11 protein-coding genes and 2 tRNA genes are annotated in these 16,286 nt (G+C 68.5%); 4 read left to right on the top strand and 9 right to left on the bottom strand.

The features are described from left to right. Positions 1-40: 40 nt before the first annotated feature. The 5 genes from AC6I9V_RS13450 to AC6I9V_RS13430 all read right to left on the bottom strand — a co-directional run bounded on the left by AC6I9V_RS13450 (position 41) and on the right by AC6I9V_RS13430 (position 5,050). The gene (locus tag AC6I9V_RS13450; RefSeq protein WP_349412038.1) at positions 41-574 is read right to left on the bottom strand and encodes a gluconokinase; all 534 of its coding nucleotides are present in this window, start codon (positions 572-574) and stop codon (positions 41-43) included. A 74-nt stretch (positions 575-648) separates the two neighbouring features. Then, the gene (locus AC6I9V_RS13445) at positions 649-1,428 is read right to left on the bottom strand and encodes a PIG-L deacetylase family protein (RefSeq protein ID WP_497899782.1); all 780 of its coding nucleotides are present in this window, start codon (positions 1,426-1,428) and stop codon (positions 649-651) included. Continuing rightward, positions 1,425-2,384 carry an electron transfer flavoprotein subunit alpha/FixB family protein gene (locus tag AC6I9V_RS13440; RefSeq protein WP_497899781.1) on the bottom strand — a complete coding sequence of 320 codons (960 nt, stop codon included), beginning with the start codon at positions 2,382-2,384 and terminating at the stop codon, positions 1,425-1,427. Before AC6I9V_RS13440 ends, AC6I9V_RS13445 begins: the two co-directional genes overlap by 4 nt. Before the next feature lie 14 nt (positions 2,385-2,398). Next, a complete protein-coding gene (locus tag AC6I9V_RS13435) occupies positions 2,399-3,199 on the bottom strand; it encodes an electron transfer flavoprotein subunit beta/FixA family protein (RefSeq protein ID WP_497900316.1) in 801 nt (266 codons plus the stop codon). A gap of 288 nt (positions 3,200-3,487) precedes the next feature. Further along, a complete protein-coding gene (locus tag AC6I9V_RS13430; RefSeq protein ID WP_497899780.1) occupies positions 3,488-5,050 on the bottom strand; it encodes a S1C family serine protease in 1,563 nt (520 codons plus the stop codon). A 306-nt stretch (positions 5,051-5,356) separates the two neighbouring features. Here AC6I9V_RS13430 and AC6I9V_RS13425 point away from each other — a divergent pair, with 306 nt between their 5' ends. The 3 genes from AC6I9V_RS13425 (at position 5,357) to AC6I9V_RS13415 (ending at position 9,832) form a co-directional block, all read left to right on the top strand. Beyond that, positions 5,357-7,411, top strand: a complete 2,055-nt coding sequence (locus tag AC6I9V_RS13425) for a TPM domain-containing protein (protein WP_497899779.1) — start codon at positions 5,357-5,359, stop codon at positions 7,409-7,411. A gap of 115 nt (positions 7,412-7,526) precedes the next feature. After that, positions 7,527-8,315: a PspA/IM30 family protein gene (locus AC6I9V_RS13420; protein ID WP_497899778.1), complete on the top strand. Its 789-nt coding sequence runs from the start codon at positions 7,527-7,529 to the stop codon at positions 8,313-8,315. Between the two features lie 92 nt (positions 8,316-8,407). Further along, complete coding sequence (locus AC6I9V_RS13415; RefSeq protein WP_497899777.1) at positions 8,408-9,832, top strand: cryptochrome/photolyase family protein; 1,425 nt, start codon at positions 8,408-8,410, stop codon at positions 9,830-9,832. Positions 9,833-9,886: 54 nt separating this feature from the next. Here AC6I9V_RS13415 and AC6I9V_RS13410 read toward each other — a convergent pair. The 4 genes from AC6I9V_RS13410 to AC6I9V_RS13395 all read right to left on the bottom strand — a co-directional run bounded on the left by AC6I9V_RS13410 (position 9,887) and on the right by AC6I9V_RS13395 (position 14,599). Next, a tRNA-Met gene (locus AC6I9V_RS13410) sits at positions 9,887-9,960 on the bottom strand. A gap of 122 nt (positions 9,961-10,082) precedes the next feature. After that, positions 10,083-10,156 (bottom strand) — tRNA-Met (locus AC6I9V_RS13405). A gap of 174 nt (positions 10,157-10,330) precedes the next feature. Beyond that, positions 10,331-13,354, bottom strand: a complete 3,024-nt coding sequence (locus AC6I9V_RS13400; protein WP_349412031.1) for a UPF0182 family membrane protein — start codon at positions 13,352-13,354, stop codon at positions 10,331-10,333. Between the two features lie 84 nt (positions 13,355-13,438). Beyond that, positions 13,439-14,599 carry a YlbL family protein gene (locus AC6I9V_RS13395; RefSeq protein ID WP_497899776.1) on the bottom strand — a complete coding sequence of 387 codons (1,161 nt, stop codon included), beginning with the start codon at positions 14,597-14,599 and terminating at the stop codon, positions 13,439-13,441. A 235-nt stretch (positions 14,600-14,834) separates the two neighbouring features. On the opposite strand from AC6I9V_RS13395, the gene AC6I9V_RS13390 reads away from it, so the two are divergent. Beyond that, entirely contained in the window at positions 14,835-16,286 is a 1,452-nt protein-coding gene (locus tag AC6I9V_RS13390) for a zinc-dependent metalloprotease (RefSeq protein ID WP_349412029.1), read from the top strand.

The following is a 16,286-nucleotide window of genomic DNA, read 5'->3' as shown; positions in this document are numbered from 1 at the left end:
GTGTTCCTAGCTGGGAATGAAGGGTGTGTCGGGCGCGCGGTCAGTGCGTGCCGGCGCCGGCGGCGTCGAGTTGGAGCCGGTCGATGATTTCCTGGGCCTCTTCGGCCGGGGTGGCGCCGACGCACAGGGTGATGGAGTTTTCGTCCTCGGTGGGGGCTTCAAGGGCTTCGAACTGGGATTCCAGCAGGGCCGGCGGCATAAAGTGGCCGTGCCGGGAGGCGAGCCGGTCCGAGATCCTGTCCTTGCTGCCTTCGAGGAAAACGAAGACAACACCCTCCCCGCGCAGCACGTCTCGGTACCGCTTCTTCAGGGCGGAGCAGGTCACGACGCCGGGTGTCCCGGCCGCCGTGTGCGCCCGGATCCAGTCGGCGATGCTGTCCAGCCACGGCCAGCGGTCTTCGTCCGTCAGCGGCTGGCCCGCGTGCATTTTGGCCACGTTGGAGGCCGGATGCAGGTCGTCGCCTTCGGCCAGGTCCCAGCCGAGCCGGCCGGCCAGCAGGCCGGCCACGGTGGATTTGCCCGAGCCGGAGACGCCCATGATGACCAGTACGGGGTGCTGCGCAGTCTTCGCCATTAAAGTCTGCCTTCCATCAATAAATATGATTTAAACAATGGCAAGCATATGGCAGCGGTCCCCCGCGGGCAACACTAGAAACCGGCGATGGTGCCGGGGCCGTTGACGGCTACGACGTGGAACGCCTCGGCGCTGCGGCCCTCGGCCAGCCCGCCGCGTTGCGCGGTGGCCAGCATCAGGGCGCGGACGGTGCGTTCCATGGCCTCGACATCCGGGTGCTGGCTGACGTGGATGTGGATGGCGGCCAGTTTGGCCTCGACGTGCCCGCTGACATCGACGAAGTGGTTTTCGCGTTCCTCCGGCCCGGCGAACAGCCAGAGCCAAGGCAGCTTGTAGGCCGCCAGGCCGGCCTCGGCCAGCTCCGGGTACGCGAAGGGGTTCTCCAGCGCCGGGTAGACCGCCCGCGTCACCGCCTCCCCCACCGCCAGGTGGTCCGGGTGGCTCTTCTGGATGCGGTTCCAGTTGCGCTCGGGATGCATGGCCAGCACGACGTCGGGGCGGAGTTGGCGAATCAGGCGCACCACCTCGCGCATGACCTCGTGCGAGGCCTCGAGATAGCCGTCGCGCTGGTGGAGGTAATGGATGTCGGTGACGCCCACGAGGGCGGCGGCGCGCTGCTGCTCTTCGGTCCGCAACCGCACGATTTCGTCACGTTGCGCCGGGTCGAAACCGCCGGCGTCGCCGTCGGTCATGATGCAGTAGCTGACCTGGACCCCGGCGGCGGTCCACGCGGCGATGGTGCCCGCGGCGCCGAAATCGACGTCGTCCGGGTGGGCGGTGAAACAAAGCACCCGCTCGATCCGGTGGTGCTCCGGATCGAACGGGCTTTGTGCCGCGGGGGCGTTGGTGCTCACTGGCCGGCCTTGCGCTTCTTGATTTCCTCGGTCGCCTGCGGGAGCACCTGGAAGAGGTCGCCGACGATGCCGAAGTCGGCGATCTCGAAGACCGGCGATTCGGCGTCCTTGTTGACGGCCACAATCACCTTGGCGGTCTGCATGCCGGCCTTCTGCTGGATGGCGCCGGAGATGCCGGCCGAGATGTAAAGCTGCGGCGAGACCGTCTTGCCGGTCTGGCCGATCTGGGCGTCGTGGCCGATCCAGCCGGCGTCCGTGGCCGCGCGCGAGGCGCCGATGGCCGCGCCCAGGGCGTCTGCCAGTTCCTCGACGGGCCCGAAGTTGCCGTCCACGCCGCGGCCGCCGGCCACTACGATCCGGGCCTCGGACAGGTCGGGGCGGCCGCTCGCGGCCTTGTCGTTCCGGGCGGTGACGCGTGCGGCCCCGGCCGTGGCATCGGCCGGCAGTTCCACGGTGACCGGCTGCGGGGCGGTCGCCGCGGCGGCCGGCTCCGGCTCAACGCTGTTGGACTTGACGGTCAGGACGGCCACGGGGGTGGTGGCCTTCGCCGTGGTGGTGTACGAGCCGGCGAGCACCGACTTGTGCGCCGTGCCGTCCGGGTCCACGGCGACGACGTCGGTGATCACGCCGGCGCCGAGCTTGATGCCCAGCCGCGCCGCAATCTCCTTGCCCTCGGCCGAGTTCTCGGCCAGCACGACGGTCGCCCCGGAGGTCTGCGCGGCGGCGGCCAGGAACGCCGCCTTCGGCCCGACGAGGTAGTCGTTGAGGTCCGCCGCGGCGGGGACGTAGAGATCCGCGGCGCCGTACGCGGCGAGGTCCACGGCGACTGCGTCGTGCAGCTCGCCGTTGAAGGCCACCGCCGGCTCGCCCAGGGAGCGGGCGATGGTAAGGAGCTCCAGGCTGGACTTCTTCAGCGCGGGCCCGGGGGTGTCAATGAATACAAGTACTTTTGCCATGTCCGGTTTTCCCCTTAGAGCAGCTTCTGCGCGGCCAGGAACTCGACCAGCTTGATGCCGGCGTCGCCCTCGTCGGTGATGATGGTGCCGGCCGTCCGCGGCGGGCGGACCTCGGCGGTCTCGACGGCGGTCCAGGAGCCGGCCAGCCCCACCGAGGCGGGGTCGACGCCGATGTCGGCCAGCGTCAGGGTGGTGATGGTCTTCTTCTTGGCCGCCATGATGCCCTTGAAATTCGGGTAGCGGGGGTCGTTGATCTGGTCCGTCACGGACACGAGCGCCGGGAGGGTGGCCTCCACCGTGTCCGCGTGCGAGTCCCCGTCGCGGCGGGCGGTGAGCGTGCCGCCGTCGAGTTCGAGCGAGGACGCGAAGGTGACCTGCGGCAGGCCAAGGCGCTCGGCCAGCTGGGCCGGAACCAGGGAGGTCTCGCCGTCGGTGGACGCCATGCCGGTCAGGACCAGGTCTGCGGGGAGGTCGGCGCCGAGGTGCCGGATCGCGGCCGCCAGGGCCAGGGAGGTGGCCGCCGCGTCCGAGCCGGCGAGCGCGTCGTCGCTGAGGTGGACGCCTTCGGTGGCGCCGATCTGGAGCGACTTCTTGACGGCGTTGACGGCACCGGCCGGGCCCATGCTCAGGGCGATGACCTTGTTGCCGGCGGCCTCGCCGCCGCGGGCCTCGATCAGCTGCAGCGCGGCTTCGAGGGCGTATTCGTCCAGCTCCGACAGGATGCTTTCGGAGCGGTCCGTGGTGTTGTCTCCGCCGGTGAGGTGGCGGTCGAACTGCGCGTCCGGTACGTGCTTGACCAGCACGATGATCTTCAGGGTCTCTTCCACTGTCTCTACAGCAGCCTTCCATGCGGGGGGGCGGCCGGCCGGGTGGGCCGTGGCCAGGGGGCGCCCGGGGGCGCCGCGGTTTCTCCTAGCTAACCATATAGCGCGGGCCTGGTGCGGCCCGGGTTAACGCCTGTGTCAGGGCCGGCCGGCGAGACGCGGCGGCGGGGGCGCCCGTCCCTGCGGGCCGCGGGCTAAGGGGCCGTAAAAAACAGTGCCGGCCAGCACCCCCAAGGTGCCGGCCGGCCTCGCATTCGGTGGTGCCGCTGCACCCGACGGTTACTGTTCGGCTGCGGCCCCGAGGGTCACGTCGAGTTCCTTCGCCTGGCCGCCGCGCAGGACGGTCACCTTCACCGTGGCGCCCGCGGCCTGCTCCCGCACGGCCGCCGTGAGCTGGTTGGGATCGCTGACGGAGCGGTCCTGGAACTTCGTGACGACGTCGCCGACCTTGATCCCGGCTTTGTCCGCCGCCGAGCCCGGCTCGACTGTGGCCACATCGGCGCCGACCGAGAAGCCGGAGGATGAGCTGCCGGCCGCCTTGGACTTGACGCTGACCCCGAGCTGGCCGTGGCTGGCCTTGCCGTTGCTGATGATCTCCTGGGCCACCCGCTTGGCGTGGTTGATCGGGATGCTGAAGCCGACCCCGATGTTGCCGCTGCTGCTGCCGCTGGCATCCCCGCCGGCGGACGCGATCGCGACGTTGACGCCGATGATTTCACCCTTGCTGTTGACCAGCGCGCCGCCGGAGTTGCCCGGGTTGATCGCCGCGTCCGTCTGGATGACGTTGATGGAGATGCTGCCCTGGTTGGCGGTGCTCGGCGCCTGCCCGCCGCCGGGAGGGGCGAACTGGAAGCCCTGGTCGCCGCCCTGGGAGTTGTCTGCGCCGTCCTTGGGTGCCGCCGAGGACGCCACGCTGATGGTGCGGTTGAGGGTCGAGACGATGCCGTCGGTGACGGTGCCGGTCAGCCCCAGTGGGGAACCGATCGCGACGGCGGTGTCGCCCACGTTGAGCTTGCCCGAGTCGCCGAGGGTGGCCGGGACCAGCCCGCTCGGGTTGTCGATCTTGATCACCGCGAGGTCGGAGAGCGGGTCGGTGCCGACGATCTTTGCGCCGAAGACCTTGCCGTCGCTGGTGCGGACTTCAACAGCGGCCTTGGCGGTCTTACCGTCCAGGGTGACGACGTGGGTATTGGTGAGCACGTGCCCGTCGCCGTCGAGGATGATGCCGGAGCCGGTCCCGCCGTCGCTGCCGCTCGTGGCCTTGATGGTCACAACGCTGGGCGAGGCCTTCTGGGCGGCGGCGGTGATGGCATTGACGTCGTCCTTGTTGTTGACGATCACGGTGCCGGGCTGGCCGGCGCTGCCGGTGGAAGCCACCGGGCGGTTCCCCATCAGTGCGCTGCTGCCGGCCACGACGCCGCCGCCCACGAGCCCGGCGGCGAGGATGCTGGCGACGAGCGTGGGAACGCCGAAGGCCGCCTTGCGCTTCGGTGCGTTGCCGGGCTGGCTGAACGAGTTGTGTGCCGGAGGCCCAGCCGGCGGCTGATTGCCGTAGCCGCCGTAGGGGCCGGGGGTGTGGGCGTACTGGGTCTGGGCAGCCGGTGCGCCGAACTGCTGCGTGTCGGTGTCCGGGTGCTGGCCGTAAGCGGGCGGGCGCTGCGGATATACGGGATGCGGGGCGTCGTCCGCCGGCCGGTCCAGCCTCATCGTAGGGTTCTCCTGGGCTGAGTCCTCAGCGGGGGCGGCGTGCGGAGCCGCGGGAGCACTCTCGCCCGGCCCAAGCGGGTCCCGGTTCTTGGTCGATGGATCCGGTGACGCGCCCTGCATTGGGTTCTCAGTCATGGGACTTCCTTTCATCCTCGTCTGCAGATAAGTATGCTCGCCCAGACTGGTGCAAAAGCGAACATTTGCTGGGAGGTTCCTGAACGCCGACCCCTATGTGGGAGGCCTTGTGAAATGCCGTCCCGGTGGGTGCAGCGCGTTTCGCTGGTGGCATATTCCCGGCGGTGGACGGCCTCCGGGGTGCACCATAGAATCAAATGGAATTGCCACAGCGACCTGCGGCTTTACACCTGCGTGGGGGCGCTGCTGCGTTCTGAGACGACCGGTTCGGCTTGATCCGGTCACAGAAGTGCTGAAGGGTTACCGATGCGGTCAATGATGAAACGATTCCTCGCCGTCCTCGGCGTCGCCGGACTGCTGGCCCTCCCCGCCGCTCCCGCGCTCGCCGAAGACCCGGTGACCATCCCTTCCGGACAAAACATCGTGGACAGCGGCAACGTTCTGGGCGGCCGCAAGGCCGAGGTCCAGGACGCGATCCAGAAGCTCCTGAAGGACCACAAATACAACCTGTACGTGGTCACCGTGAAGACTTTCGAGAATCCTGCTGACCCGAAGTCCTGGGCCCAGGCCGTCGCCACGAAGAAGGGCATGGGCCGGGCCGACGTCATCCTCGCCATGTCCGACGACGGCAAGTACTACTTCTCGCCGAATTCAGCCAGCGCCATCTACTCCAAGACCAGCACGATCAGCCAGAACGCGATCGTCGCCAACCTGGCCGGCGGGAAGCGTGACTTCGCCCAGGCCGCCATCGACACCGCGAAAGCTGTCGGCGACGCTGCCGGGGGCGGCAGCGGATCTGTCTCCTCTGGCGCCGACGCCGGCAACGGGGTCCTCGTTGGGGTCGGCGTGGTGGCCGCCGGCGGCGTGGGGACCTACCTTTACCTCCGCAACCGCCGGAAGAAAGCCGCCGTGGGTGGCGGCACCGCCTACGGACCGCAGGGTGCCGATCTGGACCCGCTGGCCGGACTGAGCGTCGAGGAACTGCGCCGCAAGAGCAGCTCGCTGCTAATCGAGGCGGACGACGCCATCAAGTCCAGCGAGCAGGAGCTTGGCTTCGCCCAGGCGCAGTACGGCGAAGCCGCCGTCGGGAACTTCACGAAGGCGCTCCAGGACGCCAAGGCCCACATGACCGAGTCGTTCAAGCTGCAGCAGCAGCTCGACGACCACATCCCGGACACCGAGGAGCAGCAGCGGACCTGGCTGGGCGAGATTATCCGCCGGTCCGAGGCGGCGCTGGCCTCCCTCCAGGAGCAAAAGGCGGACTTCGACTCCCTGCGGGAGCTGGAGAAGAACGCCCCGCGGGCACTCGCCGACGTCGGGGCCGGCGCCGCCGAAGCCGAGACCAAAATCGTTGCGGCCGAGGAGTCGCTGACCGGCCTCCGGGCGAAATACGCGGACAGCGCGCTCACGCAGGTGGCGGACAACATCAGCCAGGCCAAGGAACGGCTGGCCTTTGTGCAGAACGCCTCGGCCACGGCCCAGGAGAAGCTCAGCGCCGGTGAGGGGAGCCTCGCCGCCGTCGCCGTCCGGGCCGCGGAGGAGAGCCTGCACCAGACCAACGTGCTGCTCGGCGCCATCACCAAGGTGGCGGCCAACCTGGACGAGGCCCGCAGCGGGCTCGAGTCAGCCGTCGTCGACACCTCCCAGGACCTGGCCCAGGCCCGGGCCATGATCCAGTCCGGTGCGCACCCGGAGCTGGCCGGACCGGTGGCCGGCGTGGAGGCCGCACTGGCCCAGGTCAAGGCCGAGATCCAGGGCGGCAAGATCGACCCCATCGCCACCCTGGCGCGCGTGGAGAACGCCCACCAGTCCCTGGATGCCGCCCTCACGGGCATCCGCGACCAGCAGGAACAAACCCGCCGGGCGGAGGCCTCGCTGCAGCAGAGCCTCATGTCCGCCCAGGCGCAGATCAGCGCCACCTCGGACTACATCACTGCCCGCCGCGGCGGCGTGGGCACCGAGGCACGCACCCGGCTCGCCGAGGCGCAGCGCAACCTCGACTACGCGCTGTCCATCTCCCGCACCGACCCGGTGACGGCCCTGCAGTACGCCCAGCAGGCGCACTCCCTCGCGGCCCAGGCAGCCCAGCAGGCGCAGGCCGACGTGGACCAGTTCGGCGGCTTCGCCAACCAGGGCTACGGCCGCGGCGGGATGTTCGGCGGCGGCGGAGGCGGCGGCCTTGGCGGCGCCATCCTTGGCGGCATCCTGATCAACTCCATCCTCCACGGCGGCGGAGGCGGCGGCTGGGGCGGCGGAGGCGGCTGGGGTGGCGGCGATTCCGGTGGCGGCTGGGGCGGCGGAGGCGGCGGCGACTTTGGCGGCGGCGGCGATTTCGGCGGCGGGGACTCGGGGAGTTTCTAGCCGGCCGGTTACAGACTAGGCGCCGGCGGACTCGTTCCGGCCGGCGGGTAGAAGCGGTACATTCACTGTTCACCGAATCCAGTGGCCACCACTGGATAGGACGAAAGGCAACACCATGGTTAAGCAGTCCATTTTCGGCCGTATGGCGCAGCTGGCAAAGGCGAACATCAATTCCCTGCTGGACCAGGCAGAAGATCCGCAAAAGATGCTGGACCAGATGGTCCGCGACTACACGAACAACATTGCCGAAGCCGAATCCGCCGTCGCGCAGACCATCGGCAACCTGCGTATGCTCCAGGACGACTACAACGAGGACGTCAAGAACGCCCAGGACTGGGGCAACAAGGCCCTGGCCGCCTCGCGCAAGGCTGACGAGTACCGTGCCAACGGCGACACGGTGGACGCCGAGAAGTTCGACAACCTCGCCAAGGTGGCCCTGCAGCGCCAGATGACGGCGGAAAACGAGGCGAAGTCGGCCGAGCCGAGCATCGCCTCCCAGTCCGAGGTCGTCGACAAGCTAAAGCACGGCCTGGACCAGATGAAGGGCAAGCTCAACGAGCTCACCAGCAAGCGCAACGAACTCGTCGCCCGGTCCAAGACCGCCGCCGCGCAGACCCAGGTGCACGACGCCCTCAAGAGCATCGACATCATGGATCCGACCTCCGAGGTGGGCCGCTTCGAAGAGAAGATCCGCCGCGAAGAGGCCAAGGTCCGCGGCCAGCAGGAACTCGCCGCCTCCAGCCTGGACGCCCAGTTCAACTCCCTGGAGGACCTCGGCGAACAGACCGAAATCGAGGCGCGCCTCGCCGCGCTCAAGTCCGGTGGCCGCACCCAGGCCCTCGGCGCCGGCAACGGCTCGACCGCGGGCAGCACGGTGGACGAAGCCGACTTCGACAAGCTCTAACCCGTAGGGCAGGGCCGGGCGCCGCGGGGTGCCCGGCCCTTGCTGTGCCCGGGCCGCGTCCGGGGCCGACGCCGATCCAGTAGCGTGGAGCCATGTCCTCGACTCTCGTTTGGCTTCGCGACGACCTCCGCCTTGACGACAATCCCGCGCTGGTGGAAGCCGCCACGGCGGGCGACCCCCTCACCGTGGTCTATGTCCTGGACGAAGAATCTCCCGGTGTACGGCCCCTGGGCGGGGCGGTGAAGTGGTGGCTGCACCATTCACTCGAGGCACTCGCCGCCGACCTCGAAGCAGCCGGTTCGCGCCTGCTCCTGCGCCGCGGCCCGGCGGACCGCGTGGTCCGGGCACTGGCCGAGGAAACGGGGGCCAGCCGCGTGTTCTGGAACCGCCGCTACGGCGGCCCGGAACGCGCCGTGGACGCCGGCCTCAAGGAATGGGCCGCCGGGCAGGACATCACCGCCTCAAGCTTCCAGGCCAGCCTCATGTTCGAGCCCTGGACGGTCCGCACCGGCGCGGGTGGGCCGTACAAGGTCTTCACCCCGTTCTGGAAGGCCTGCCTCGAGGCGCCGGAGCCCCGGCAGCCTTTGGATGCTCCGGACCAGCTTTCGGCGCCGGCACGGAACAGCTCAGGTGAACTGCCGGCCGGCGAGGCGCTGGAGGACTGGGCTCTGCTCCCCCACCGCCCGGACTGGAGCGGCGGGCTTGCCGCGGAATGGACGCCAGGCGAGGCAGGCGCCCGCCGCCGGCTGGAGGACTTCCTGGACGGGCCTGCGTCCGAGTATGGCACCGGCAGGGACGTGCCCGGCGTCGAGGGCACGTCCCGGCTCTCCCCGCACCTGCGTTTCGGCGAAATCAGCCCGTTCCGGGTCTGGCACGGGCTCCGGGAACGCTTCCCGCACGGCGCCCCCGCCGACGTCGGGGTCTTCCGTTCCGAACTCGGCTGGCGGGAATTCTGCTGGCAGCTGCTCTACGAGAACCCGCAGCTGGCCACCCGCAACTACCGCCCGGAATTTGACGACTTCGCCTGGCAGACGCCGTCGGACGCCGAACTGGAGGCCTGGCAGCAGGGCCGCACCGGCTATCCGCTGGTGGACGCCGGGATGCGCCAGCTGTGGCAGACCGGCTGGATGCACAACCGCGTGCGGATGGCGGCGGCGTCGTTCCTGGTCAAGAACCTGCTGGCCGACTGGCGGGTCGGCGAGGCGTGGTTCTGGGACACCCTCGTGGATGCGGACGCCGCGAGCAACCCGGCCAACTGGCAGTGGGTGGCCGGCTCGGGGGCGGACGCCTCGCCTTATTTCCGGATCTTCAATCCGGTCACCCAGAGCAAGAAGTTCGACGCCGCCGGCCGTTACCTGCGGGCGTTCCTCCCGGAACTGGCGGAGCTGGACGACAAGGCCGTGCACGAGCCATGGAAGGCCGACGGGGCGGCCGGCGGCTACCCGGAGCCGATCGTTGGCCTCCCGGAGTCCCGGGCCCGGGCGCTGGAGACCTACCAGCGGCTCAAGGACGGCTAGGAAACAATGAAGGCCCGGATCGCATGATCCGGGCCTTCGCTTTACTGCTATTCGTTGCGGGGACAGGATTTGAACCTGTGACCTCTGGGTTATGAGCCCAGCGAGCTACCGAACTGCTCCACCCCGCGTCGCCTGATCAACACTACCCTACTTTGGCAGCCGCCCCGACCACTCCCCTGGTTCCGGCGAGGGGCCGGCGGTTAAAACAAGAAGTCCGGAACACATTGCCGTGTTCCGGACTTCTTCTCAGTTGCGGGGACAGGATTTGAACCTGTGACCTCTGGGTTATGAGCCCAGCGAGCTACCGAACTGCTCCACCCCGCGTCGCAAGAACAACTTTACCTGCCGGTGAACGGGAGGCCAAATCGGGGCGGCGTGATGTGCATCCCATCGGCTTTGAAGCCCGCCGGCCCGGGCGACGCCGGGAAAGGCGAAGGCCGGATTCCCCGCTCCAACGGAACGGGGAATCCGGCCTGCTGTGCCTGCCGCCGTCCGCGCCTACTTGCTCGGCGACGGCGACGGCGTGGCCGACGGCGAAGCGCTGCCGCTCGGTGACGGTGTGGCCGACGGCGCGGGCGCCGGCGTCGTCGTGGCGATCTTGGCTTCCGCGTCGATGGCCCGCTGCAGGGCCGCGGAGAGCTTCTTCTGCTGATCGCCATAGGCGGCGAAGTCACCCTTGGCCAGGGCCTCCTGCCCGGCCTTGATCGCGCCGTTGGCCTCGTCCAGGGCCGCCTTCAGCTCGGCCTTGGCGTCCGTGCTGCCGCCGGTGGCCGGCGGCGTGGTGCCCGGTGACGGGCTGGCCGGCGTCTGGCCGTTGTTGGCGGCGTCGCCGGCGGTCGCCCCGGATTTGCCGCCGAACAGCTCGTTCAACGCCTCATCCAGGGTCGGTTTAAATCCGATCTTGTCACCGAACGCCACCAGGACCCGCTGCAGTGTCGGGTAGGAGGTCTCCCCCGTCGATTTCAGGTAGACCGGCTGGACGTAGAGCAGGCCGCCGCCGACCGGCAGCGTCAGCAGGTTGCCGTTGAGCACCGCCGATGCGCCCTGCCGCAGCAGGTTCAGCGCCTGGGACACGGTGGGATCGGAGTTGAACTTGTTCTGCGCCTGGCCGGGCCCGGGTACGTTGGCCTCCGGCGGGATCTGCAGCAGCCGCAACTGGCCGTAGCTGTCCGCTTTCACGCCCTTCTGGTTGCCTGCGTCCGAGTCCGCGGCCAGGAATCCGTAGAGGACGTTGCGCGCATTGCCATTGACCACCTGCGGGATGAACGATGAGGTCAGCTGGAAGGCAGGCTTGTCCTGGTCGGGCATCTGCAGCGACATGTAGAACGGCGGCTGCTTGACCCCTTCTTCCTTGACGGTCGGGTCGTTCGGCACGCTCCAGGCGTCGTTGTTGGTGAAGAAGTTGTCCGCGTTGGTCACGTGGTAGCGGCCCAGGAGTTCACGCTGGACCTTGAACAGGTCCTCCGGGTAGCGGACATGGCTCATCAGGGCGCCGGACATCTCCGAGAAGGGCTTCAGCGACGTCGGGAACACCTTCTGCCAGGCTTTCAGGACCGGATCCTGGTCATCCCAGGCGTAGAGCGTGACCGAGCCGTCGTAGGCGTCGACCGTGGCCTTGACCGAGTTGCGGATGTAGTTGACGGAGTTGCTCGGCAACGCGGCGGTTCGGCCCGCCGAGGTCTGCGAATCCCTCGTGGCGTCGGAAAGCTGTTCCTGCTGCGAGTACGGGAAGTACGGGCTCGTGGTGTAGCCGTCGACAATCCACTTCACCCTGCCGTCGACGACGGCGGGGTAGGCGTTGCCATCCACGGTCAGGTACGGCGCAACCTTTTCGACGCGGTCCTTCGGGTTCCGGTCGTAGAGGATCTGCGATTCGGCGTTGACGCCGTCGGAGAGCAGCAGGTCCGAGGACTGGAACTTGATCGCATAGAGGATCTTGTTGAGGAAGCTGCCGACGTTCGGGCCGCCGTTGCCGGTGAAGGTGTACTGCGTTCCGGCGTCGCCTTCCTTGGCCGCCGGGCGGTCCTGCTCGCGGTGCGCGGCGCCGTCCGGGGCGCCGACAATCGAGTAGTCCGGCGAGTTTTCGCCGAAGTAGATCCGCGGCTGGTAGCTGGTGTCGGTGCCCAGCACGCCGGTGGACGGGATGCCGGACTGCAGGAATTCGGGCTTGCCGTCCGCGGTGAACTTGTTGCCCTTCGCCGCGACCACACCGTAGCCGTGGGTGTAGACCACATGCCGGTTCAGCCAGGACTGCTGGTTGGTGGCGAGTCCGCCCGGGTTCAGCTCGCGCACCGCGATCACGGTGTCCTGAATTTTGCCGTTGACCTCGTAGCGGTCCACGTTCAGGGTGCTTGGGAACTGGTAGTACGGCCGGTACTGCTCAAGCTGCGAGAAGGCGTCCGAGATCAGGTTCGGGTCCAGCAGCCGGATATTGGCGGTGGTCTGCGCGTCCGGGGCCAAGGCGCCGGTGGTGGCGTTGGTAGTGGCCTCGTAGCGCTTCTCCTGAATCTTGTCCAGGCCGTAGGCGGCACGGGTCATGGCGATGTTCCGCTTGATGTATTCGTTCTCCAGGGTCTGCTCCGAGGGGCGGACCTGGAACTGCTGGATCACCCAGGGGTAGACGCCGCCGGCCAGGATCGAGGTGATGACCAGCATGGCGGTGCCGATGACCGGCAGCCGCCACTTGCCGATGACGGCAGCGACGATGAACAGCACGGCCACGAGGGCGGCGGCGACGGCGAGTATGGCCTTGGTGGGAATGACCGCGTTGACGTCGGTGTAGAGCGCTCCGGCCCAGCGGCCGCCGCTGTTGAGCACAGCGGAGTAGCGGTCCAGCCAGAAGTTAGTGCCGAGCAGCAGCAAGAAGGCCGCGCCCGTGACCGCCAGGTGGATCTGGGCGGCGCGGCTGGTGAAGACGCCGCGCTCCATCAGCCGGATGCTGCCGTAAAGGTAGTGCGTGAGGATCCCGGCGATGCCGGCCACGACGGCGACGCTGATCAGGAAGCCGGTAACGAAGCCAAGGAACGGCAGCGTCATGAGGTAGAAGCTGATGTCCAGGTTGAACTGCGGATCGTTCTGGCCGAAGGGCTGCTGGTTCAGGAACAGCAACACTTTCTGCCACTGGCTGGCGGCCGCGCTGCCGGCGAAGAGGCCGAACAGTACCGGCAGGCCGATCATGACCACCCGGCGGATCGGCTCAAGCTGGGCCTGGTAGCGGTTGAGGTTGTCCCGGACGTCCGAGTCGGGCGCGTAGACCGGACGGGACGTGTAGGCGATCCGGATCGCGAAGTACATCGCGGCGAACATAACGGCGAAGCCGGCCAGGAAGATGGCGATACGCGCGAGGTTCTCTGTCATAAAGACTTCGAAGAAGCCCAGCTGCTGGTACCAGAGGACGTCCGTCCAGACATTGGCGAAGAAGATGAACCCGACCACGATGAGGGCGACAACGATCAGGGTGGGCGTCAGGGCGCCCCGCCGTTGCTGCGGTCTGCCGGGCGGGACGGTGCTGGGACGGGACAAACTCGGTACCTCATAGCTGGTCGTCAGTGCTGGATTGAGTTATTAGTGCCACGAGTGGCAGTGGAGCTTAGTTCCGGGGTCAGTCTAGTTGCTGGTGCAGGTGGGGAGTCCCGATGTGTCGCCGTCGGCCGCGGACAGTTCAACTGCGCGCCGCGCCTCGGCCAGGTTCTCCACCTTGACGACCTGCAGGCCCGCCGGAATGTGGCCCACGACGTCGTCGCAGTTCGCCGCCGGGGCAAGGAACATAGTGGCCCCGCCCGCCCTGGCCCCGACCATCTTCTGACCGATTCCGCCGATGGCCCCAACGGCGCCGTCGGGCGTGATGGTTCCGGTGCCGGCGATGTGTTTGCCGCCGGTCAGGTCACCGGGCGTCACGGTGTCCACGATGCCGAGCGCGAACATCATGCCGGCGCTGGGGCCGCCGACCTTGTCGAGGGAAATTTTGACGTCGAACGGGAACTTGAACTTGTACTGCAGCGCAACGCCGAGCAGGTACCGCCCCGACTGGGACTTGCTCGGGGTGACCGTCAGCGGCTGCTGGCTGCCGTTGCGGTCGACGACGACCGTGACCGGCTTGCCGTTTCCAGCAGCGAGCTCGCCCTGGACAATGCTCAGGGCCGTGATCGGTTTGCTGTTGATCGAGACCAGGACGTCGCCCTCCAGGATTTTGCCCTTGGACGCCGAGCCGTCCGGAACGCCGGCCACCTGCAGCTTCTGCTCGAACGGGATGTCGAGGTCCTTCAGGGCCGCGGCGACGGCGTTCTCCTGCGATGTCGTCATGGCGACGGCGCTTTCCTGCTGGGACTGTTCCTTGGTGACGCCGCTGGGGAAGATAAGTTCCTCCGGGTAGACCGCCTTGGAGGGACTGAGCCAGGCGTTGAGGGCCTCGAACACGGTCACCGGCCCGTTGGGGCCGCCGTCGACGTACACGGTGGTGAGGTCCAGGCTGCCCTTGGCCGGAAACGTCTCGTGGCCGGACACGGTGATTACCGGTTTGCCGTTGTCCGTGGCGAGTGTGTTGAACGTCGGGCCGGGCGATTCGACCACGTACGGGACGGGAAGCGTCATCGCCGCCAGGCCGAGTCCCAGCGCCAGCAGGCCGGAGACGAGCATGGTGGAGGAGCGGTGGTCCCCTCCCCGGGATTTGCCGGCTTGCCGGGCCTTAATGCCGCCGCCGAGGGGCGCAGCTTCGCCGTCGAGGGGCGCGGGTTCGCCGGGGGGCCGTCCGCCCTGGGTAAACGTCAATGAAGGACCTCTCCGTGCCGGCGCCTGGGCCCCTGCCGGGACCGGAATCTGGCGCTGCGGCTGCGGCCGAAACCGGCTCGACAGCCTGCAAATATTCCAGCCTCTAACACTACGCGCTCGGGGGCCGCCGGGACTCTTTGCCGACAGCGAACGGGGCCGGGTTTCGGGAGACAGCCGCTCACGCTGAGGGGTAGCGTGAACTTGAGCACCAGTCACACCGACGATCGGCGGGATCATGACCTCTAACCCACTCAATCCGTCCAACGGGGACGACGAACCCAAGGATCCGCTGGCAGAAATGCTGCAGAACCTGATGGGCGGCAAGGGCATGGGGGACATCGATCCGGCGGAGCTCGCCAAGGCCGCCGGGCTGCCGGACGACCCGAACCTGCTGGCCCAGATGTTCTCCCAGGTCCAGGCCATGATGAGCGCCTCCTCGGACGGGCCCGTGAACTGGCAACTGGCCCACGAGAACGCCCGCCGGGTCGCCGCCAGCGGCTCCGACCCGTCCGTCACCGCCGCACAGTCCCGTGAGGTCGACGAAGCCCTCCGGCTCGCCGAGCTGTGGCTGGACCAGGTGACCGAGCTGCCCGCCACCGGGCTGATCGGCCGGGCCTGGTCCCGAGCCGAATGGGTGGAAGAAACCCTGGGCACCTGGAAGCGGCTGACGGAACCGGTCGCCAACAGCATCGCCAACGCCCTGTCTTCGGCGATGACCGAGCAGATGCCCGAGGAAATGAAGTCCATGATGGGCGGCGCCTCCTCGATGCTGCAGAACATGGGCGGGGCGATCTTCGGCATGCAGCTGGGACAGGCGATCGGCGCCCTCTCCGCCGAGGTGGTCAGCTCCACCGACATCGGTGTGCCCCTGGCCGACCTGGAAATGGCGCTACTGCCGGCCAACGTGGCGAAGTTTGGCGAGGGCCTCAGCCTGCCGGAAAACGACATCCGCCTCTTCCTCGCGGTCCGCGAAGCCGCCCACGCCCGGCTCTTCGTCCAGGTGCCGTGGCTGCGCGGGCACCTGCTCGGCGCGATCGAGGCCTACGCCCGCGGCATCCACATCGACACCTCGAAGATCGAAGAGCTGGCCCGCGAGCTGGATCCCAGCAACCCCGAGGGCATCCAGGAAGCCCTGTCACAGGGCGTGTTTATGCCCCAGCGGACCCCCGCCCAGGACCAGGCGCTGGAAAAGCTGGAGACCGCCCTCGCCCTCGTGGAGGGCTGGGTCGACGAACTCACGGCCGCCGCCACCGAGAAGCTGCTGCCCTCTGCCGCGGCGCTGCGCGAGACCGTCCGGCGCCGGCGCGCCACCGGCGGCCCGGCCGAGCATGCGTTTTCGTCCCTCGTCGGCCTCGAACTCCGGCCCCGCCGGCTGCGCGAGGCCGCCACGCTGTGGGCCCAGCTCAAGGAAGAACGCGGCGTGGAAGGCCGGGACGCCATCTGGCAGCACCCCGATCTGCTGCCCACCGCGGAGGACCTGGACGACCCGAAGGGCTTCAGCGAACGCCGCAAGCTGGCCGAGGCCAGTGACACCGAGGTTGACGACGCCCTGCAGAAGCTGCTAAGCGGCGGGTTCGACACTGCCCCGCCGGCTGCGGACGAGGATGGCGATGAACCCGGCGCCGAGGGCGGCGGCTCCGACGGCAAGCCCGGCGCCGACGACGAGGGCGGCAGCCCGAAGGCCTGA

This window comes from Arthrobacter sp. SlRoot2-15, from assembly GCF_059739345.1.
The sequence above is the reverse complement of the archived record's forward strand: the minus strand, read 5'-3'. Positions and strand labels throughout refer to the sequence as shown.

Excerpts from the sequence above, each read along its gene's own strand:
- AC6I9V_RS13425 (WP_497899779.1), top strand. The coding sequence starts at position 5,357 with ATGCGGTCAATGATGAAACGATTCCTCGCCGTCCTCGGCGTCGCCGGA.
- AC6I9V_RS13430 (WP_497899780.1), bottom strand. The coding sequence starts at position 5,050 with ATGACTGAGAACCCAATGCAGGGCGCGTCACCGGATCCATCGACCAAG.
- AC6I9V_RS13415 (WP_497899777.1), top strand. The coding sequence starts at position 8,408 with ATGTCCTCGACTCTCGTTTGGCTTCGCGACGACCTCCGCCTTGACGAC.
- AC6I9V_RS13420 (WP_497899778.1), top strand. The coding sequence starts at position 7,527 with ATGGTTAAGCAGTCCATTTTCGGCCGTATGGCGCAGCTGGCAAAGGCG.
- AC6I9V_RS13450 (WP_349412038.1), bottom strand. The coding sequence starts at position 574 with ATGGCGAAGACTGCGCAGCACCCCGTACTGGTCATCATGGGCGTCTCC.
- AC6I9V_RS13390 (WP_349412029.1), top strand. The coding sequence starts at position 14,835 with ATGACCTCTAACCCACTCAATCCGTCCAACGGGGACGACGAACCCAAG.
- AC6I9V_RS13440 (WP_497899781.1), bottom strand. The coding sequence starts at position 2,384 with ATGGCAAAAGTACTTGTATTCATTGACACCCCCGGGCCCGCGCTGAAG.